Annotated in this window: 14 protein-coding genes and 1 riboswitch; of the genes, 12 read left to right on the top strand and 2 right to left on the bottom strand. The window is 48.1% G+C overall.

Annotated features, from left to right (window positions below):
- The first annotated feature begins 332 nt into the window (after positions 1-332).
- The 3 genes from ACR0QT_RS13745 to ACR0QT_RS13735 all read left to right on the top strand — a co-directional run bounded on the left by ACR0QT_RS13745 (position 333) and on the right by ACR0QT_RS13735 (position 4,408).
- Positions 333-1,628, top strand: a complete 1,296-nt coding sequence (locus ACR0QT_RS13745; RefSeq protein ID WP_432631265.1) for an alkyl/aryl-sulfatase — start codon at positions 333-335, stop codon at positions 1,626-1,628.
- A gap of 369 nt (positions 1,629-1,997) precedes the next feature.
- Complete coding sequence (locus ACR0QT_RS13740; protein WP_432631264.1) at positions 1,998-2,903, top strand: LysR family transcriptional regulator; 906 nt, start codon at positions 1,998-2,000, stop codon at positions 2,901-2,903.
- Between the two features lie 194 nt (positions 2,904-3,097).
- Positions 3,098-4,408 carry a 2-hydroxycarboxylate transporter family protein gene (locus ACR0QT_RS13735; RefSeq protein WP_432631263.1) on the top strand — a complete coding sequence of 437 codons (1,311 nt, stop codon included), beginning with the start codon at positions 3,098-3,100 and terminating at the stop codon, positions 4,406-4,408.
- A 312-nt stretch (positions 4,409-4,720) separates the two neighbouring features.
- On the opposite strand, the gene ACR0QT_RS13730 is transcribed toward ACR0QT_RS13735, so the two are convergent.
- Positions 4,721-6,133, bottom strand: coding sequence for an alanine/glycine:cation symporter family protein (locus ACR0QT_RS13730; RefSeq protein WP_432631262.1), 1,413 nt, complete (start codon positions 6,131-6,133; stop codon positions 4,721-4,723).
- A 3-nt stretch (positions 6,134-6,136) separates the two neighbouring features.
- Positions 6,137-6,237, bottom strand: a riboswitch (glycine riboswitch).
- A gap of 254 nt (positions 6,238-6,491) precedes the next feature.
- Here ACR0QT_RS13730 and ftsH point away from each other — a divergent pair.
- From ftsH to uvrB, 5 genes are all read left to right on the top strand, one after another.
- Complete coding sequence (gene ftsH, locus ACR0QT_RS13725) at positions 6,492-8,309, top strand: ATP-dependent zinc metalloprotease FtsH (protein WP_432631261.1); 1,818 nt, start codon at positions 6,492-6,494, stop codon at positions 8,307-8,309.
- A 556-nt stretch (positions 8,310-8,865) separates the two neighbouring features.
- A complete protein-coding gene (locus ACR0QT_RS13720) occupies positions 8,866-10,089 on the top strand; it encodes an NAD(P)-dependent oxidoreductase (RefSeq protein ID WP_432631260.1) in 1,224 nt (407 codons plus the stop codon).
- A 76-nt stretch (positions 10,090-10,165) separates the two neighbouring features.
- On the top strand, positions 10,166-10,582 hold the full coding sequence (locus ACR0QT_RS13715) for a cupin domain-containing protein (protein WP_432631266.1): 417 nt from the start codon (positions 10,166-10,168) through the stop codon (positions 10,580-10,582).
- Between the two features lie 436 nt (positions 10,583-11,018).
- Positions 11,019-12,362: an ECF transporter S component gene (locus ACR0QT_RS13710; RefSeq protein ID WP_432631259.1), complete on the top strand. Its 1,344-nt coding sequence runs from the start codon at positions 11,019-11,021 to the stop codon at positions 12,360-12,362.
- Positions 12,363-12,510: 148 nt separating this feature from the next.
- Positions 12,511-14,493 carry an excinuclease ABC subunit UvrB gene (gene uvrB, locus ACR0QT_RS13705; RefSeq protein ID WP_432631258.1) on the top strand — a complete coding sequence of 661 codons (1,983 nt, stop codon included), beginning with the start codon at positions 12,511-12,513 and terminating at the stop codon, positions 14,491-14,493.
- Positions 14,494-14,537: 44 nt separating this feature from the next.
- On the opposite strand, the gene ACR0QT_RS13700 is transcribed toward uvrB, so the two are convergent.
- Complete coding sequence (locus ACR0QT_RS13700) at positions 14,538-15,572, bottom strand: DUF5688 family protein (protein ID WP_432631257.1); 1,035 nt, start codon at positions 15,570-15,572, stop codon at positions 14,538-14,540.
- Positions 15,573-15,947: 375 nt separating this feature from the next.
- Here ACR0QT_RS13700 and ACR0QT_RS13695 point away from each other — a divergent pair, with 375 nt between their 5' ends.
- The 4 genes from ACR0QT_RS13695 (at position 15,948) to ACR0QT_RS13680 (ending at position 21,407) form a co-directional block, all read left to right on the top strand.
- Positions 15,948-18,425, top strand: a complete 2,478-nt coding sequence (locus ACR0QT_RS13695) for a hypothetical protein (protein WP_432631256.1) — start codon at positions 15,948-15,950, stop codon at positions 18,423-18,425.
- A 55-nt stretch (positions 18,426-18,480) separates the two neighbouring features.
- The gene (locus ACR0QT_RS13690; RefSeq protein ID WP_432631255.1) at positions 18,481-18,714 is read left to right on the top strand and encodes a hypothetical protein; all 234 of its coding nucleotides are present in this window, start codon (positions 18,481-18,483) and stop codon (positions 18,712-18,714) included.
- A 104-nt stretch (positions 18,715-18,818) separates the two neighbouring features.
- Positions 18,819-20,111, top strand: coding sequence for a UDP-N-acetylglucosamine 1-carboxyvinyltransferase (locus tag ACR0QT_RS13685; RefSeq protein WP_432631254.1), 1,293 nt, complete (start codon positions 18,819-18,821; stop codon positions 20,109-20,111).
- A 288-nt stretch (positions 20,112-20,399) separates the two neighbouring features.
- Positions 20,400-21,407, top strand: a complete 1,008-nt coding sequence (locus tag ACR0QT_RS13680; protein WP_432631253.1) for a hypothetical protein — start codon at positions 20,400-20,402, stop codon at positions 21,405-21,407.
- Positions 21,408-21,659: the final 252 nt, after the last annotated feature.

The following is a 21,659-nucleotide window of genomic DNA, read 5'->3' as shown; positions in this document are numbered from 1 at the left end:
TATAAGGGGTCACCTCCGTAACATTAAACTTTGGTCGGTAAAATGATTTGGGAGGCTTCTTATAGATGTATTTTATTACAACAAAAAGAATGTTGGAAGTATGTTTTTCAACACACCCCAACATTCAGTATAGAACCAAACTTTCTCAGGAGGGGGGGAGATCCATTCTGAGTGATAAAAAGGTAATCTAGTTACAAAAATGTGCCTTCTATATTTCTTTTCAGGTCTGTGATATACTTTTTTCAAGAAGAAAAAACAGAGAGATTACCGGAATCGCCCAGAATGGAAAGATGGGGATTCTAAGGGGGCATTTTGTAACAGGAGGGGTCAAGATGTTAGTAAAGAACGGAGAAGAGAGACTGAGAGAATTTTCGGAGCGGGAGTACAAGGAGACTGTGACAGAGGTGACGAAGGGCATCTGGCATGTGCTCGGAATGGGACACAGCAATGCGATTTTCCTTGAAGGTGAGACGGGAGTGATCCTGATCGATACCCTCGATACTCTGGGACGCGGAGAGCGCTTGAGAGAGCTGATTAAGGAGAAGACGGGAAAAGAGGTTCACACGATTCTGTACACGCACATGCATCCGGATCATCGCGGAGGCGCAGGTGCATTTCGGGATACGGCGAAGGAGATCATCGCATTTGCACCGAAGACGCCGATTCTCGAACATACCGGAATGCTCAGAGAGATTCAGATGCGCAGAGGAGCGCGCCAGTTTGGATATGAGCTCTCGGATGAGGAGAACATTTCACAGGGAATCGGAATCCGTGAGGGCATTGCATACGGGGATAAGTATGATTTTGTACCTGCCAATATCGTCTATGAGAGCGACTGGGAGGGGCGGGAGATCGACGGAGTCCGCTTAGAGCTTCATCGCCTTCCGGGAGAGACGGATGACCAGATGGCAGTCTGGCTTCCGGATGCGAAGGTGCTCTGCTGTGGAGACAACTACTATGGATGTTTCCCGAACCTCTATGCGATTCGCGGGAGTCAGTACCGCGACATTGCATCCTGGATTCGCAGTATCGACCGTCTCAGAAAGTTCCCGGCAGAGTATCTGCTTCCGGGTCACACTTCGGTGATTTATGGAAGAGAGAAGATTGAGGAAGTGCTGAAGAGTTTTCAGGGTGCGATTGAGGATATCCTTCTTCGGACGCTTGAGGGCATGAATCAGGGAAAGACGATCGATGAGCTTGTATCAGAGATTGAGCTTGCCCCGCAGTATCGGGATCTTCCGTGGCTCGGAGAATATTATGGATGTACCGAGTGGACAGTGCGCGCAATCTTTACCGCTTATCTTGGATGGTTTGATGGAAATCCGACCCATCTGCATCCACTCTCTCCGAAGACCCGTGCAGAGAAGATGAAAAAGCTGATCGGTGGAAGAAATGCTCTGTTTGAGGCAATTCGTCAGGCGAACGAGGAGCAGGACGATCAGTGGTGCTTAGAGCTTGCCGAGTACTGGGATGAGAATGAGGCGGGTGACAGCGAAGAATGTGCAAAGCAGCAGAATCGTCAGGTGCGCGAGTGGAAGATTCAGGCACTCCGCCGTCTTGCAACGCTTGAGACAAGTGCAAATGGACGTCATTACTATCTGGTGTCTGCACATGAGCTTGAGAAGTAAAACGAAACTGCGGGAGAAGACAGGCGTCGATTCGGGAAGGAGACAGGAAGGTTCCCATTATAAAAGTCTCCATTATATATAGTAGAAAACAACTGAATACAAAATAAGAAGATTGGAATCCCATGAGTTTTTGCTCATGGGATTCGTTTGTATAAACACATTTTATCAATGACAAAAAAACTGATATGATAAAGGTATGAAAAAATGAGAAAAAATCTCGAAAAATATAGAGCACAAAAAGTGCCGTAAGATAACGTGGTGGAAGCAGATTTTGCCGATTTGGATGGAAGAATGTGAGGCATCGGCAAAATCCGTTACGGTTTGTGCAAGGCATGACATGAACGGTAACAAGAATGATGGGGGAAAATCATGAGAGACATTGACTGGAAAATTTTGTTTGAGCTATATCGAACGCCGAATATCACAAAGGTAGCCGACAAGCTATTTATGACTCAGCCGACACTGACGAAGAGGATTCAGTGCATGGAAGAGGAAATGAATATCAAGATTGTGGATCGAAGCACAAAGGGAGTCACATTTACCGAGGAAGGAGAGTATCTCGCCCATCAGGCGGAGCTCTATCTTCAATTTCGCGGAGGAATTAAGCGCAGACTCGAGGCCTTTCGGGAGAATGAGGCGGGAACGATCCGGCTTGCATCTTCCACCTCGTTTGCAGAATACTATCTCCCGGACCTGATTCGAGAGTACACGGAACACCATCCCAATGTGACATTCGATGTGGAGCATGCGAAGAGTCATGAGCTTCTGCGTTTTCTCAAGGAGGGAGTCTCTGATATGGCATTTCTTCGAGGCGAGTATGAGTGTGAGCTGAAGAAAATCCGTCTGTTTACGGAGCAGGCATATGCGATTGCGTCTGTTCCACTTGCCCGGGAATCCTTATTTACGATGAAGAGGATTGACTGTACCTTTGGAGAGCACAGCCAGAAACTGATTGATCAGTGGTGGGATGATTTCACAAAAACACCGCCAACTCCGGCAGTGCGCGTGCGGATGGTGGAGACGAGCTGGTCGCTTGCACAGCAGGGAGTGGGATATACGATTGGCTTTTTTGAGAAGAATCAGTTAAAACATCTTGGAGTGTCAGCAATGCCACTCTATTTTTCGGATGGAAGACCTTTACAGCGAAATACGTGGCTGATCTATTCGGAACATTTGACGCGCTCCCCGTATGCACAGGAGTTTATCCGCCAGACGGAACAGTATTTTCACTGCCGGTATCCGCAGGAGAATTCGGAGCGAAAACTTTCAGAATAGGGAATTGCGTGATTGCCTAAATCTCAGAAATTGCCTAGATCCCAGAAATTGCTCAGATTCCAAAGATTGCTCAGATCCCAGAAATTCCATTTTGGAATGATGACATGATTTTATACAATTTTACAAAAAGGTATTAAAAAAATATAATAAATGCATAAAAAATATATAAAATCATATCATACGGGAGGTAAGTTATGGCTACGGATGAGAAGAAGGTATTCAAGCTCGGTGGACTTCCTTGGTGGCAGGCAGTGATTGCGGTGGCGCTGTGTGCGATTCCGATGTACTGGGGAATTCAGTCAAAGAGCATGGTTGGAACGCTGTGTTCCTGTTTTGCGCTTGCAGTCATTCTCTATGAACTGGGTGAGCGACTTCCGATCTGGAACAATTACATCGGCGGTGGATTGCTGATGGCGTTCTTCGGTGTGGCACTGCTCAAATATTTCAAGATTATTCCGGAGGAAGCTCTGGAGAACATTAACCGGGTTATTTCCGGAGATGAGGTCAATCTTCTGGAAATGTACATCATTTTCCTGATTTCCGGTTCTGTACTGGCACTGGAAAAGGATATCCTGATTAAATCTTTTGCAGGATACATTCCGACGATTCTCGGTGGACTTCTGTTTGCTGGAATTTTCGGTGTGGCTGCAGGACTTCTGTTCGGTGTTGCTCCGACAACCACAATCATGAAGTATGTGCTTCCGATCATGGGTGGCGGAAATGGAGCAGGTGCAGTTCCGCTGAGTAACATTTACGAGCAGGTGACCGGCGATCCGGCAGCAAACTTTTACGGATTTGCAATCATCGTTCTGACGATCGGTAATATTTTTGCAATTATTGGATCAGCAGTTTTGAATACGATCGGTGAGAAAGTGCCGTGGATGACCGGTGACAAGAAGACTCTGGTACGCGGTGGTGAGAACATTGCCCGTGACGATGTAAAAGTAAAATCCACAGTGGAAGATATGCTTGGAGCAGTTGTTCTGACATTTGCCTGCTACTGTGTAGGTCGTATCATGAGCAAGAAACTGCTTCCGACAATCGCCGGTGCAGCAATCCATGCTTATGCATACATGATCATTTTCGTTGTCATTCTGGCAGCAACCGGTCTCATTCCGGCAGGCGTTCGCGCAGGTGCAAAGAGAATCCAGAGCTTCATGAGCGGTGTTCTTGGAATGGTTATCATGGTTGGTATGGGTGCTGACTTTGATATTGCAGAGCTGTTCAGTGTTATGACTCCGGGAAATGTAGCGATGGCACTTGCAATCGTTGTAGGTGGCGCATTCGGTGCAGGTCTGATCGGTTATGTAGTTGGCTTCTATCCGGTTGATGCAGCACTGACCGCAGGTCTTTGCATGGCAAACCGTGGTGGTTCTGGCGACCTGGCATGTCTGGGAGCAGCAAAGAGAATGGATCTGATGGCTTACGCACAGCTCTCTTCCCGTCTCGGCGGCGGAATCGTGCTGATCATTGCATCCTTCATGTTCTCCTTCTGGTTGAAGTGATAAGTATAAGTAGGATTTGAGTCATATCGTATATATACATAATAGAACCCCGGTGGTCTCTGGAGAGTGAGGAGATCGCCGGGGTTTTTAGATTGTATAAAAGATTTACCTATCAAATTATGATTAGTTTGGGTTTAGTACGGCTCCGATGGCAACATAAGTCCGGCAAACATGCTCTCGCTCCGGGTTCGACGTAACGGTGCATAAGACTGCAAAATACGCAGTCTAAACACCGACGTCTCACACGGGTTTGCCGAATCTTAGTTGCCACGTCGCCTAAAAATTAAATAGCATTGAGTTTCGCTTTGCGTTTTAACCTTTTGCCTCTACTTCTACATGCGCCTCAGCCTTAGCTGTCGCTTTTCTAACAGCTCCCGCCTTTTTCGCAATCAGCACAACCGAACCGCTGAGTGCGAGCAGTGCCATCGCATTCGGGATAACCATCAGACCATTAAAGAAGTCTGCGAGTGTCCAGACAAGGTTCACTTTCAGTGCAGATCCGATGATGATAAAGACTGCAACAAGTATAGAGTAAACGCGAAGTCCTTTCGATCCGAACAGATAACGCACATTGATTGCACCGAAGAAGTGCCAGCTGAGGATCGTGGAGAATGCAAAGAACAGCAGGCAGATCGCAATAAAGATATCTCCAAAGTTTCCGAATACGGTGGAGAATGCATGCTGGGTCAGTGCAATTCCGTCTTTTCCGCTTGAGAGTGCGCCGGTAGTCAGAATACTGAACACGGTTAAATTTAAGATAATAAAGGTATCAATGAAGACGCTGACCATAGCAGCGAGACCCTGATGGTGAGGGGTGTCAACAACCGCTCTTGCATGTGCATGCGGGGTGGAACCCATACCTGCCTCATTGGAGAACAGACCGCGGGCAACACCGTAGCGGATCGCTTCTTTTACTGTGACACCGGCAGCACCGCCGAGGACAGCAGATGGTTCAAACGCACCGCGGATGATCTGCATGAATGCCTCCGGAACGTGCGTGATGTTGAACAGAATGACTGTGAGACTTCCGATGATATAGACAAATGCCATGAAAGGTACAAATTTTTCTACGACAGCAGCGAGACGCTTTGTTCCGCCGATGAAGATGAAGAGTGCCATGACAGCAAGAAGCACTCCGATTGTGATCGGTGGGATCGAGATCTGACGGCTCGCAAAGACCTGACTGAAGGCTGCGCTGACGGAGTTTGCCTGAACCATGTTACCCATGAATCCAAGGGCAAGGATGATCAGAACTGCAAAAATTCCGCCGAGGACTCTGCCTGTTTTTCCCTTGAAAGCGGAATGAATGTAGTAGACCGGACCGCCGGTGACTTCGCCGTCATGCACGGTCTTGTGCTCCTGTGCGAGAACCGCCTCCGCATAGATCGTTGCCATGCCAAAGAAAGCGGAAAGCCACATCCAGAAAATTGCTCCCGGACCTCCGCCGATCAGAGCGGTGGCTGCTCCTGTCAGGTTACCGGTTCCAACCTGAGCCGCGATTGCTGTCGCAACCGACTGGAAGGAACTCATCTCGCCTTCGCCGTGTTCCCGACCCTTATGTCGGATTCCGCCGAATACCTGATGAAAGCCGTCTTTCAGTTTTCGTACCTGGATAAATCTGAGACGAATGGTGTAGTAGATACCTGTGCCACATAACAGCAGAATCAGAACCACATTCCAGAGAACGGAATTGGCGGTATCCACCAGATGTAAGAAAGTGTCCATAAAATTTTTCCTCCTGTCCTTTTGCCTGAGAGATTGGCAGAATCCTTGTCTGCCGTACACCTTCGGCGCTCTTTTGTAATAAGAGACTCTCCAGAATCTTGCGTCCTTGGACGCTTGAATGTGTTACGGTTTTTCTTTTTCTTTCATTTTGCAAAAACAGTAACTTAGAAAACAATATAGCACAGGTAATGTCGGATTACAATGGGAAAATACCATGTTTGTAAGGGAAAACATGGACAAAAAGTTAGGGTACCGTTGAGTGACAGAAATCAAAAAATTGTAGATTTTCAAATCGTTTCAAAAACAGTATAATAGATAGAATAGATGGAAATAGACTAGATGGAGAAGGAGGATCGCTATGAATGAGATAAAACAGCCGAAAAAACCGTTGCTGTATTATTATGGAATTGTGCTTCTGGTTCTGATGATGTTCAATTTTCTGATGGCACCGTATCTGGCACAACGTCAGATCAAGGAAGTTGACTATGGAACTTTCATGACGATGACGGAGAACAAGGAGATCGGTCAGGTTGAGATTGAGAGCAACCAGATCCTGTTCACGAGCAAGGACAACAAGACAATTTACAAGACAGGTGTGATGGATGATCCGGGACGGACTCAGCGCCTGTATGATTCCGGGGCATCGTTTTCGAGTGAGATTGTCGAGCAGATGTCTCCGATGGCGAGCTTTCTGACAAGCTGGGTTCTGCCGATCCTGATTTTCTGGGGAATCGGTCAGTTCCTGTCAAGAAAGATGATGAAAAAGATGGGCGGAGCGAACTCGATGTCCTTCGGCATGGGAAAATCCAATGCGAAGATTTATATCAAGTCCTCCAATGGAATCAAGTTCTCAGATGTCGCAGGTGAGGATGAGGCGAAGGAAAACCTGACAGAGATTGTGGACTATCTGCACAATCCGAAAAAGTATGAAGAGATCGGAGCTTCGATGCCGAAGGGAATCCTGCTTGTCGGACCTCCTGGAACAGGTAAGACGCTTCTCGCGAAAGCTGTTGCCGGTGAGGCGAACGTTCCGTTTTTCTCGATCTCCGGATCTGAGTTTGTTGAGATGTTCGTCGGCATGGGTGCGTCAAAAGTGCGTGACCTATTTAAGCAGGCGAAGGAGAAGGCTCCGTGTATCGTCTTCATCGATGAGATCGATGCGATCGGAAAGAAGCGTGATGGCGGAAATCTCGGCGGAAACGATGAGAGAGAGCAGACGCTGAACCAGTTGCTCACCGAGATGGATGGATTTGAGGGAAATAACGGAGTCATCATTCTGGCGGCGACGAACAGACCGGAGTCCCTTGATCCGGCACTGACAAGACCGGGGCGATTTGACCGCCGTGTTCCGGTAGAACTTCCGGATCTCAAGGGCAGAGAGTCGATTTTGCGCGTTCACGCAAAGAAGATCAAGGTTGCAGACAATGTGGACTACCTTCAGATTGCGCGCATGGCTTCCGGAGCCTCCGGAGCGGAACTTGCAAACATCGTCAATGAGGCAGCGCTTCGTGCAGTCCGCGATGGCCGTTCCTATGCGACACAGGAGGATCTCGAGGAGAGTATTGAGGTTGTCATTGCCGGATACCAGAAAAAGAATGCAATCCTCACCGACAAGGAGAAATGGACGGTTTCCTATCATGAGATCGGACATGCACTTGTCGCAGCGAAACAGACAAACTCTGCGCCTGTTCAGAAGATCACAATCATTCCGCGTACTTCCGGTGCGCTCGGATATACGATGCAGGTTGAGCAGGGCAATCACTATCTGATGACGAAGACGGAGCTTGAGAACCGGATTGCGACGCTGACAGGAGGAAGAGCGGCAGAGGAAGTCATCTTTGGCATTTCCTCGACCGGAGCGTCCAACGACATCGAGCAGGCGACGAAGCTCGCACGTGCGATGATCACGCGCTACGGAATGAGCAAGGAGTTTGATATGGTCGCAATGGAGACTGTGACGAACCAGTACCTCGGCGGGGACGCTTCGCTGAGCTGTTCGGCGCAGACGCAGGCGAAGATTGATGAGCAGGTGGTTGCTCTCGTGAAGAGACAGCATGAGAAGGCAGCGGGTATCCTGATTGAGAACAGAGCGAAACTCGATGAGCTTGCAAAGTACCTGTATGATCGCGAGACGATCACCGGCGAGGAGTTCATGGAGATTTTAAACCGCGATTAAAGAAGTTAATTATAAAATTATAAAATCATAAAAGCATAAAAGAAGTATATTGGTTGCAGAAGCTGTACGCAGAGAGTTTTGCGTGACGGCTTCTGCATTTTTCATATGATAGGAAATTGCATCCTATCATACAAAAAATGTTCCGCAAGGATGTGCACTCGGCGCAGGGGAAGATGGTTGCTGAAGCAACCGCGCCTTGGCGCGAGAATGTGCCAAGGCACATTCATTTTCATATGATAGGAAATTGCATCAAAGTACATTTTTTTATATTTTTACATTGTGAAAAAGAAAACAAATTGCGTGAAAAATATAACAAATAATGCATAAAAACAATATAATTGTATGCAGAATTGAACTTGCACATCAAAATAAGAGTCGTTATAATGAATTATTATTCAATAACATGAATTTTTTGATTGCGAAGAAAAATAATGGCACAAAAAATGACAACACAACAGGCGGATGCAAGTTGATTGAGCAGATTTGCCAGAGAAAGCAATCAGAAAAAGATTAGCACAAAAAATACGTATCATAGAAAGAATAGGAGATCAGTCAAATGTTGCGAGTTCAGTCCGAGGCAGAGCGTTGCCTGCAATGCAAGAAACCAAGATGTAGTACGGGATGCCCCATTTCTACAAACATTCCGGGTGCAATTCAGCTGTTAAAAGAGGGCAAGATGAGTGAGGCGGCTCATCAGCTCTTTGAGAATAACCCTCTCTCTGTGGTATGTGCGATTGTCTGCAATCATGACAGTCAGTGTGAGGGTCATTGTGTGCGAGGGATGAAGGGAGAGCCGATCGGCTGGGGTCAGATTGAGCGATACATTTCCGACACCTACCTCGACCGTATGGAGATCAAACCGGCTCCGGAGAGCGGAAAGCGCATTGCAATCATCGGAAGTGGCCCTGCGGGACTGACTGCGGCGATTGAGCTGAGAAAATGTGGTCATGACATCACGATCTTTGAGGCGGAGAGCCAGCTCGGTGGTATGCTTCGCTATGGAATCCCGGAGTTTCGTCTGCCGAAGAGCATTCTGGATCGCTACACGGCTCTGCTCAAGCGTTCTGGCATCCATATCCGTCTCCACACGGCAATTGGAACGTCCCTGACAATTCCGGATCTCTTCCGCGATGGCTATGATGCCGTCTTTATTGGAAGTGGTCTGTGGCGTGCACGCCCGTTAAATGTGCCGGGTGAGAGCCTTCCGAATGTCTGCTACGGCATTCACTATCTGGCATCCCCGGATTCGTTTGAGATCGGAAAGCGTCTGGCGGTAATCGGAACCGGAAACACGGCGATGGATGTGGCGAGAACGGCGCTTCACCGCGGAGTCGAGTATGTGACGTTGTATGCGCGCAGAAATAAGAGTGCCGCAGATCCGAAGGAGATCGAGATGGCGAAACTCGAGGGTGCAGAGTTCCACTATGGAATGCAGATCGTGAAGATCACAAAGGACGGTCCGGTCTTCCACAAGAGCAACCTCGATGAGAATGGTCAGATTCTTTCCCTCGAGGAGGACGATATTCTCGAGCCGGCGGATTTCACAATCATTGCGGCGAGCCAGGGACCGAAATCCAAGCTGATTCAGACGACAGAGGGACTTGAGGGAACGGAGAAAGGACTTCTGAAAGTCGATGAGGATGGAAGAACAACTGCTGAGGGTGTCTTTGCAGCGGGAGATGTCGTGCATGGAGGAAGAACCGTTGTCGAGGCAGTCGCAAAGGCGAAGCGAGTTGCCCATGCGATTGATGTTTATCTTGGAAACAGCGCAGAAAAGTAGTATACTGAACGTGTTGAAAAATCCTGAGTTCAGTCAGAAGTGTTCGCGATGTCGACAGAGAGTTGACTTGGACAGCATGAAGATGGAGCGGGCAAGGATTCAGGGAAAACAGGACAGACAGGAGGAGCGTTGCATGGTCAGAAAAGAGAATATCACAGCAGTGGAGCATTTAGGTGGCGGAAAGGGAACGGCATATGTTCACCACATCATCTCGAAAGAGGAGTTCCTTGGACATGGAAGAATGTATGCAAAGGTGGTTCTTCCTCCGGGCACAAGTGTAGGCTGGCATCAGCATGTGCATGACACAGAGCCGTACTATATCCTGAAAGGTCAGGCGGACTTCATCGACAATGATAAGTCTGTGACAAAGGTTGGTCCTGGCGACTGCTGTCTGATCGAGGTTGGACAGTTCCACAGCCTTGAGAACAATTCCGATGAGGATGTCGAGTTCATGGCTCTGATTTATAATGAGAAGGGGTTTCTCTACGAGTAAGACCGAGAGATCCACAAAATAGTGGTGTGTTTACCAAAAATACCGCAAAATTTTGAGGAGAGTCTTTGGAATGTTGCGCAGATGGAGTGGAAATAGGCAGTCAGAAGCGTTTTCAAATTTCCAAAATCGCATGGAAAAATAAAATAATAGGGCAGGGATTTCTCTGATATGAGAGGATCACTGTCATTCGCGAAAAGAGACAGTTTTTTCTTGAAACAGAGGGGAAAAGATTGTCTCTTTTTTGTCTTGAAATTTTCTATCAATTTCGATATGATGAAAGTTAAACCGACTTTATTTTATCGACAATTCATAAACGATACAGGGGAACGTGATTTTGTGAAAAAATAATTTATGGAATTTTTTGGATGGGGTATGAGAAAAGATGAAAAATAATTTGACACAGCGAACGTTGTGTGGGGGAAGTAACAATATAGAGATGCTGAGTATTCTGGTCGCTCTGGAATTTTTGATGTCCTTTACGTTTCTTGGGTATGTACATGTTCCACCGATCACGATTACTTTTGCATACGTTCCGGTTTTGATTTCTGCATGTTTTTTAGGTCCCGTTCAGTCGACGCTGGTCGGCTTTCTCTTTGGACTGGCAAGCATGTACAAGGCATCGGCTTACTATGTTCAGCCGTTTGATCGGATTTTTTCACCGTTTACAAGTGGAACTCCACTGCCGAGTTTCCTGCTTTCGGTGGGGACGAGAACGTTGTTCGGTCTAATTCTTGGACTGCTCTTTTGTTGGTTGAGAAAGCAAAAAAACAGGAATTTTTTGTTCGGGGCAGGAGTCATCAGTATGCTGACGCCGAAGATGCATGCAATCCTTGTGTTTGGAGGGATGGGGCTTCTGTTTCCGGATCTCGGTTACACAGTAAAAAATGCGCTCAGGCTCGATCGGAATGATGTTCTCGTATCACTTCTGTGTGTGGTTGTGATAATGGCACTGTGGAAGATCACACACATGGAGATTTGCAAGAATTTTTATACTTTCATTCGACTGTCGGAAAAGAATGTGCATGATATGGAGCGGTCAAGACGACTGCCGTGGGAGATGTTCTTGATTGCCGTGCTGATCGCAATGGTTGCCTCCACCTTCTACTTCGCTCAGCGCATTACCTATATGCTGAACCGGTACGGAATTGAGCTTTCGGATAAGATGAGAGTGGATCTGCTTCATCTCCAGATTCAGTTTGTGATGGCGATGATGTCGCTTAGTTTCATCGTTCTGGTGTTTTTGATTATGATTTACCGCTATATCAATTATAAGAAATACCTCGAACAGCTCGACGGACTCACCGGAATTATGGGAAGAAAGATGTTTTTCGAGCATTGCAAGACAAGACTCCGGGACAGAAGGTTGAATTTTGGACAGGAGGGGTGGTTCCTTCTTCTTGATGTCGACTATTTTAAGACAATCAATGATACTTACGGTCATCCGACCGGAGATGTTGTCTTGAAAGAAGTCGCGGAGAGCCTCCAACACACGTTTAAGGACTGTGGGGCAGTCGGAAGAATCGGCGGAGATGAGTTCTCTGCGATGTTAGCCTCGGATATCTCCGTTCAGGAAGTCAAGAGAAGACTGAATGAATTTTTGAAGACGATCTCGGGAATCCTGCCGGATACAAAGGTGACGTGTAGCATTGGCGCATGTCGGTTTGAGCATGCAAAGGATTTGCAGACGATCTACACGGAGACGGATCATCTTCTCTACTCGGCAAAGGAGAATGGTCGCGCCTGCTATGTGATTGGAAGTTTTGAGGGAAACAAAAGTTGAGTGGGAGCAGATTTTGCCGATTTGGAAGGTGAAGGATCGCAAATGTCGACTTGAATTTGCGAAAGGCATAATAAAAGACATAATGAAAGGCATACATGGTAACGACAGAATAGGAAGATAGGAACAGAAGTGGAAAGGAAGGAGAATTATGGAGTTTCGTCTGCACAGTGAGTATCAGCCGACCGGTGATCAGCCACAGGCAATCGATGCGTTGGTGAAGGGATTTCAGGACGGCAATCAGTTTGAGACACTTCTCGGCGTTACGGGTTCCGGAAAGACATTTACGATGGCAAATGTCATCCAGAAATTGCAGAAGCCGACGCTGATTATCGCGCACAATAAGACGCTTGCCGGTCAGCTCTACTCGGAGATGAAAGAATTTTTTCCGGAGAATGCGGTCGAATACTTTGTCTCGTACTACGATTACTATCAGCCCGAGGCGTATGTCCCGTCGACCGATACTTATATTGAGAAGGACTCGGCGATCAACGACGAGATTGATAAACTGCGCCACTCTGCGACGGCGGCGCTCTCGGAGCGGAGCGATGTGATCATCGTGGCATCGGTGTCGTGCATCTATGGACTCGGTTCTCCGATCGATTACAAGGAGATGGTGATCTCCCTGCGCCCGGGAATGGAGAGGGATCGCGATGAGATCATCCACAAGCTGATCGACATTCAGTATAGCCGAAACGACATGGATTTCCACCGTGGAACGTTTCGCGTCCGTGGCGATGTGCTTGAGATCTTTCCGGCATATTCCGGAAGTGAAGCGTACCGCATTGAGTTTTTCGGAGACGAGATCGACCGGATCACGGAGATCGACACGCTGACCGGACAGAGCAAATGCGAGCTCGGTCACATCGCGATTTTCCCGGCATCTCACTACGTCGTTCCGAAAGAGAAGATGCAGTTGGCGACGGAGAATATTTTGGCGGAGCTTAAGGAGCAGGTCGCTTATTTTAAGAGCGAGGACAAACTGCTCGAAGCCCAGAGAATTGCAGAGCGGACGAATTTTGATGTCGAGATGATGAGGGAGACGGGATTCTGCTCCGGAATTGAAAACTACTCGAGACATCTGACATTCGGAAAACAGGGCGAACCGCCGTGGACGTTGATCGACTATTTCCCGGATGAATTTCTGATTATCGTCGATGAGTCCCACATCACGCTTCCGCAGGTGCGCGGAATGTATGCGGGAGACCGCTCGAGAAAGCAGACGCTTGTCGACTATGGTTTCCGTCTGCCGTCTGCTCTTGACAACCGACCGCTGAATTTCACGGAATTTGAGAGCAAGATTGACCAGATGATGTTTGTCTCAGCGACGCCGGGACAGTATGAGGAGGAACATGAACTTTTGCGTGCCGAGCAGATCATCCGCCCGACGGGACTGCTCGATCCGGAGATTTCTGTGCGTCCGGTTGAGGGGCAGATCGATGATCTCGTGTCGGAGGTCAACAAGGAAGTTGCAGGTCATCACAAGGTATTGATCACGACGCTGACAAAGCGGATGGCAGAGGATCTGACCGATTACATGAGGGAGATCGGAATTCGCGTCAAGTACCTGCACTCAGATATTGACACGTTGGAGCGTGCACAGATCATCCGCGATATGCGTCTCGATGTCTTTGATGTCCTTGTCGGTATCAATCTTTTGAGGGAGGGACTTGATATTCCGGAGATCACGCTTGTCGCGATTCTTGATGCAGACAAAGAGGGATTTCTGCGTTCGGAGACCTCTCTGATTCAGACGATCGGACGTGCGGCGCGAAATGCGGAGGGTCATGTCATCATGTATGCGGACACGATCACAGATTCGATGCGCCATGCGATTGAGGAGACTGGGCGAAGAAGAGAGATTCAGCAGAAATATAATGAAGAACATGGAATCACGCCGACTACGATCAAGAAGGCAGTCAGGGATCTGATTGCGATCTCGAAGGCATCGGAAGCTCATCCGGAGAAGGAAGAGAAAGATCTCGAGTCCATGAGCAAGAAAGAACTTCAGAAGCTGGAGAAGGAAGTTCAGAAGAAGATGAATCAGGCAGCAGCGGAGCTGAACTTTGAGGAGGCAGTTGTTCTGCGTGACCGCCTGCTTGAGGTCAAGAAAATGCTCCTTGATCTGGAGTGAGCTTGATTTTAAAGATCTCAAAAAAAGAAAAAAATTTATTGTTCCTATGAGGTGGGAGCCGTAACGAAGATTTCTTCCGGTAGAATATCGATCATGCCGTCCTCCCTGCGATAAAAGTAAATCTGGTTGGAGAGGCGGTCTTCCGGCAAAACTTCTGTCTGGTTGATCGTGGTGATCATGACTTGCAATTCTCTCAGACCAATCGGAGTATCTGCGGGAAGGACGAGAACCTCATGAATGCTGGACGGAAGAATCAGAAGATCCTGGTTCAAGCGGTCGGAGAGATCTTCGAGAACAGTTGGATACAGCATACATCCGGCACCGTAGAGTCCGCTGGAATTCGTGAGGATGTAGATTGGAGGAGTCGTCGTCTCGCATTCGGTCTCGTCCTGCTCACCGATCATCGTTCCGGTGAGTTCATTTGAAGCGATGGTATCCATGCTGTCTGCATGAAGGTTGTGGAGATAGGGGGAAGGAGCGTGGATTGGCTCGATTCCGGTCAGGTTGGAGAGATCCTCAAGCGCATCCGACATATTTTGGATAACCGGGGGATAAGCCGTCGGCGTATTGACGCGGGCAAGTTTCCATAAGTCTGAGACTCCGATCTTCCACTGGCGCAGATGCTCCTTGCGGATCGGGGTTGTCAGCTGACCGACAGCGTTCTCCTCGATGTAGAGGAAGAAGACGACGGACAGATCAAGAAAACGGATCGACGGGACTTCCTTTAAGAGTTCTTGATTCGACTCGGTGTGAATCAGTCGATACATCACGCGGGATTTCAGGGAGTCAAAATCACTCATAAATTCCGGACTCAAACGGGACGGTGGCATCGCATTCTCGTAGAGACCGAGGATGTCAGCGAGGATCTCCTCGATGCTCATGGCATGATTCTTGTAGGCATCGAAGTAGGCGTTTAAATAAATCGTCGGTACGAAGAGCTGACCGTTCTGGTAGAGACGAATCCCGTCCAAAGTCACGCCATTGTTCTTCTGAAGCGGGCACACGTCAATTCGGCAGGATTCTCCGAGTGCGTGGTGCAGGTTCTGTGTAACTGTCTCCAGAAATTCCTTGTAATCCATAGAAGACCTCCTTTGAAAATGTTTGGTTATCTGGTTGTATAGGTTGTATACATGCAGGGAACATGGCTCTTAGAAAGAAGAATAAGAGAAAAAAGTGAATAAGCAAGAATCCCTGAAACCCGATTGGGTGATTCTCATTATACTTGATTTCGGGGAAAGGCGCAAGAGAAAATTAAGGGAGCTTGAGAATAAAAAAAGTGCAGAAGTTGCTGTACACGGGAAAAATTTTTTCTCAGAGATCTTCCTGATTTTTAAGAAAATGTTTCGTTGTAGTTTTCTGAGAAAACAGATAAAATAGGAAGAGAGAGACTCAAAAAGAAAAACGAACAGAAGCAAACAGAAATACATTGCACATAGAGAACAGGAAACAGAGAAATGTATCAGATTGTAAAACGAATAGGAATTTTATTTGGAATTTTTGCGACAGCATTGTTGATTTATTTTATGATAGGAAATCGAAACAGGGGCGGAGCAGATGAAACCGTCTATGTAGCACTTCAGGATGCGTCGCTTCCGACTGTGTATGCCGAGACCTGTGGACGGACGATGAACCGGATGGCAGGGTACCGTCAGGAGATGGATTCCTCGGTCGCAGGTGAGCTGTTGACATTGATTCCGGAGGATCGAAAGCTCGTGCTCGATATTCAGAACCGGGAGGATGCGATCACAGCGATTCACTATGATGTGCGGAGTATGGATCGCCAGCGCCTGATTGAGAGAACGGATCTTGAGAACTGGACGACGACGGATAGTGGGATTCAGGCACAGTTTCCGATTCAGAATCTGATTGCGAGAGATCAGGAATACCTGCTTCAGATTACGTTGGAGACCGAACAGCACGGATCGGTGTATTACTATACCCGAATTCTGTGGACGGACAGTGCGCGCGCGCAGGCGATGGTGGATCTTGCGGTAAATTTCTCCGAAAAGACCTTTGACCCGGCGCAGGCGAGAGAGCTTGCATCGTATTTGGAGACAAATGCCTCCCAGGATGAGACCTCTTATCACCGCACGACGATTCACTCGAGTTTTTCGAGACTGACCTGGGGCAAACTTGGCATGCAACCGTCGGGAGAATTTCAGGTGGCTCTTCGCGAGCTTGACGGGGCGATGAGCAGTGTTCAGGTGAGATATCCGGCTGTCCGGCAGGATGAGGAGACCGGAGAATCTGAGGTCTATGAGGTTGAGGAGAATTTCACGATGAAGTGGAATGAACTTCGCATTTACCTGATGGACTATGAGCGAGATGTGAACCAGATCTTTTCCGGAAAGGATGCAGATTATTCCGGAAAACGAATTCTGCTTGGAATCACCGATGAGAGCCGTGTCGAAGCCAGGAAAAGTCCGTCCGGAAGTGTGATTGCTTACCGGGCAGGCCGGGAACTGTGGACGTATGACCAGAAGAGCGGTCATGCGGTCAAGGTTTTCTCGTTCCGCGGAAAGAGTGGGGATGTGAGGGAGAACGACAGCCGTCATGACACCCGGATTCTCTCGGTCGGAGATGACGGAAGCATCGAGTTTCTCGTCTATGGATATATGAACCGCGGAGAGCATGAGGGAAATATGGGAATTGCAGGCTATGTCTACCAGACGGAGGCAAATGCGCTTGAGGAGAGATTTTTCATCCCATACAGCGGTTCGTTTACCGAGCTTGAGGAAGATCTCAATCAGCTTGTCTGCCTCAACCCATCTGGAATGCTTTATCTTTATCTGAAGCATGCGGTTTATGGAATTGACCTTGAGAGCCGTGAAAATATGGTGGTTGCCGATCGCTTGGAGAAGGGAAGCTATGCAGTCAGTGTGGATCAAAAACGCTTTGCCTGGCAGAGCGGACGCAGTCAGGATGGAGCCGGTGCTCTCTATCTGATGGATCTTGAGACCGGGCAGAGTCAGGAGATTGACGGCGGAGCCGGCGAGAATGTCCGCGTTCTCGGTTTTGTCGGCAGGGATCTCGTCTACGGAACAGCGCGCGAGAGCGATCGCTGGATCGTAAATGGAAGAACAGAAGAAGAGCCGATGTACAACGTCAAGATTGTGAACGACCAGATGGAGGTTGAGACGACCTACCAGAAAGAGGGATATTATATCTCAAGGGTTTCGGTTGAGGAGAGTCGAATTCATCTCGATCGTGTGGTGCGCTCTGGGGATCAGAGTTATGCGCCCACGGTGGAGGATACGATCGTCTGCAATGCGGACATCGGTCAGGGAAGAATGGATGGAATCGGCTGGTACGCCTCCCCGACAAAGGGAAGAGTGTACTTTGTCCAGCTCGACGGAGAAGTTCGCAGTCGCTCAATCCGGACTTCCGTTCCGGATGAGATCAGCTACGAGAAGGCAGATGTGCTGAATCTCGAGACAGACCGCACACTTGGAAATATGGAGTTCTATGCGTATGCGAGCGGACAGTTGAGACTGGTGACGATGGATTTTGCGAGTGCAATCCAGACGGCCTATGAGGGAATGGGCTATGTGACGGATTCGTATCATCGCCTGCTCTGGAGCCGTGTGGATCGTTCGGTGACGAGAACCATTCGCGACCCGCAGACCGCATTTGCCCCGCTTTCCCGCCATCTCGATGAGTTTACAGGAAGCCAGAAATACGCGGATGGCGTCCTTGTTCTCGATGGTCGCGGATGCAGTATGATGCAGATGCTTTATTTCATCGATCAGGGAACCCCGGTTGTCGCCTACACAGAGAACGGAGGATATCTGCTTCTGTGTGGATATGACGCCTACAATGTGACGATCTTCAATCCGGCGACGGGGGAGATGTACAAGGCAGGTCTCAACGACAGCACGGAGTATTTCCGCAGACTTGGAAATGACTTTGTGTGTGCGCTTGTCGTAGAGTAGTCAGTAGAAGTCAGTGAAATGACGTCAGTAGAAAACAGTCAGTAGAAAACAGTCAGTGAAAAATAGTCAGTGGGGGCAGGATTTTGCCGGCTCAGAATGGGAAGCATCGGCAAAATCCGTTCCCATTTGTGCGATGCAGGAACTGTGCGGTTGCGGGATTCGCGCCAGTCGGGAAACGGGTGTTTCCCTTTACAAATCAGATTTATGTGGTATAATCATTAAGAATATTCGATGGAAAATTAAAGAAATCTTAATGATTCACTTAGAAGAAAAATTTTGTGATAGATAATCCTTGGTTTTATGTGAGTTTTATGTAAGTGTTTTGAAGAGTGAGAGATAACTGTTAGAACAGTTATAAAGAATAGGTTAAAAAGAAAGTGGCAGAGGTGCAGGATGAATCAGTTTATTATGAAGGGCGGTAATCCACTGGTTGGAGATGTGGTGATCAGCGGGGCGAAGAATGCAGCGCTTGGTATTTTGGCGGCTGCCATTATGACCGATGATGATGTCATCATAGAGAATCTGCCGGACGTGCGGGACATCAATGTCCTTCTCGAGGCGATTTCAGAGATTGGTGCTCAGGTAGAGAGGATTGACCGGCATTCCGTAAAGATCAATGCATCTACGATCCGTGAGGTCAGCGTAGATGATGAGTATATCCGTAAAATTCGTGCTTCCTATTATTTTATCGGAGCACTGCTTGGAAAATATAAGAGCGCAGAGGTTCCGCTTCCGGGTGGATGTAACATCGGAAGCCGTCCGATTGACCAGCATTTGAAGGGATTTCGTGCTCTGGGCGCAAAGATTGAGATTGACCGCGGTGCAGTGATTGCGCATGCGATCGATCTTGTTGGAAGTCACATTTATCTGGATGTGGTTTCTGTCGGAGCAACGATCAATATCATGATGGCGGCAGCTCTCGCAGAGGGTCAGACGATCCTTGAGAATGCGGCAAAGGAGCCTCATGTTGTGGATGTTGCAAACTTCCTCAACAGCATGGGAGCAAATATCAAGGGTGCGGGAACCGATATCATCCGTATCCGTGGCGTGCGTCGCCTTCACGGAACGGAGTATTCGATCATTCCGGATCAGATTGAGGCGGGAACCTTTATGTGTGCAGCAGCGATCACCCGCGGAGATGTGACCGTCAAGAACGTGATCCCGAAGCATCTTGAGGCGATCTCTGCAAAGTTGATTGAGATCGGATGTGAGGTCATCGAGGGCGACGATGAGGTGCGTGTGGTTGGAAAACCGAGACAGCACTCGACGAACATCAAGACCCTTCCATATCCGGGATTCCCGACAGATATGCAGCCTCAGATGGCAGTGACCCTGGCTTTAGCTGAGGGAACAAGCATGATCACCGAGAGCATTTTCGAGAATCGTTTCAAGTATGTCGATGAGCTCTCAAGAATGGGTGGAAATATCAAGGTTGAGGGCAACGTTGCAGTCATTGACGGCGTGAAGGGATTTACGGGTGCTCAGGTTGAGTCTCCGGATCTTCGCGCAGGTGCAGCCCTCGTGCTCGCAGGACTGTCTGCAACCGGATACACCGTTGTGGATGAGATCGGCTATATTCAGCGCGGATACGAGAAGTTTGAGGAGAAATTGCAGGCTCTCGGCGCACATATTGATATCGTGGATTCTGAGAAGGAAGCACAGAAGTTTCGCCTGAAGATCGGTTAAAATTCGGGGGATTTCTGAGTGCGTTTTTGAGTACGTTAAAATTTTTGTTTTCTTTCCGTAAGCAAATTGTTATGAACTGTACATAAACTGGACACGATTTTCCATTATGATAAAGACAGAAGATAAGAAGAAAGGAATTGGATCAGACAATTCCGCTATCGGAAAAGAAAAAGATCGAAAATGAAAGACAATCTGAAGGACAATCGAGATTGTCGGGATGATCGAAATTGGAATTGAATCAGACGGAGCGGGAATGGAGGTCCGGTGTAGTAAAAGGAGGAGAAGAGAATGAAGTTATGGAAAAAGGGATTGTCCCTGATGCTGGGTGCGGCATTGATCGCAGCCGCATTCACGGGAACAACATTTGCGGCATCTAGCCGAACGAAGATTACGAAAGTCAACCTGGTAGTGGATTCTGATGTTGCGGTTGGCGATGACAATGGAAGTGTGGATGTCACGACTCCGGATAGCCATTACAAGGTAAGCGATGTTGAGATCGACAACGACGATGCAGAGTGGACCAGCGGAGATAAGCCGAAGATCGAGGTTACACTTGAAGCTGACAGTGACTACTACTTTGATGCGATGTCCAAGAGCAAGGTAAGCTTAAGTGGTGACAAGGCAACTTACACCGGTTCCCGCAGAGAAGACAGCAGTACGACGCTGATCATCAAGCTGACGTTAAAAGAGCTTGAGGGACCGCTTGAAATTGATGATCTCTCCTGGGAGGACGAGGAGACCCCGACCGCAAAGTGGGAAGAAGTAGACGGAGCAAAGAGTTATCAGGTACGCCTTTACCGTGACAGCAAGTCTGTCGGTGAGACCGTGACGACGACAAACAACTACTATGACTTCGCTTCCAGAATCACCAAGGAAGGCGAGTACTACTTCAAGGTTCGTGTGATCAATAACAATTCCAAGAAGGGCGAGTGGTATGAGTCCGATTACATCTATGTGGACGATGCCCTGCTCGACTCTCTGAAGAATACGAGCAATAGCAGTAACAACGGAAGCAGTGTGACTCCGGGAAGCAATACGACTTCTCAGGATCAGTGGATTTGGGACAGCAACCAGAAGAACTGGTGGTATCGCTACGCAAACGGCTCCTATCCGACAAACGGATGGCTTCAGATCGGCGGAAAGTGGTATTGCTTCGACTCTGTGGGCTGGATGCGCACTGGCTGGATTCAGGCAGGAAACAACTGGTACTACTGCGGAACCGACGGCGCAATGCTGACGAACACGACGACTCCGGATGGATATCGCGTAGATGCAAACGGAATCTGGGTTCACTAAATCTGGAATCAGCAAATTGAAGAATGAAAACTGGCAGGGCGGAATTTCCGCCCTGTTTTTTGTATACTGGGAAAGGTTATTTGAAAGGTTATTTTTTGTACATTTCACTTTTTTGGCTCTATGTCAATAGTTGGGGTGGGATTCATGAGAATCCTACTCCATTCCTGACATCAGAGCCATTTTTATATACAGCTCTGATACATCCTGTTTTTGGGCATGCCAAATAAGCCTCCCTCATTTACCGACCAATTT

This window comes from Brotaphodocola sp. (assembly GCF_050873365.1).
GTDB lineage: Bacteria > Bacillota > Clostridia > Lachnospirales > Lachnospiraceae > Brotaphodocola.
The sequence above is the reverse complement of the archived record's forward strand: the minus strand, read 5'-3'. Positions and strand labels throughout refer to the sequence as shown.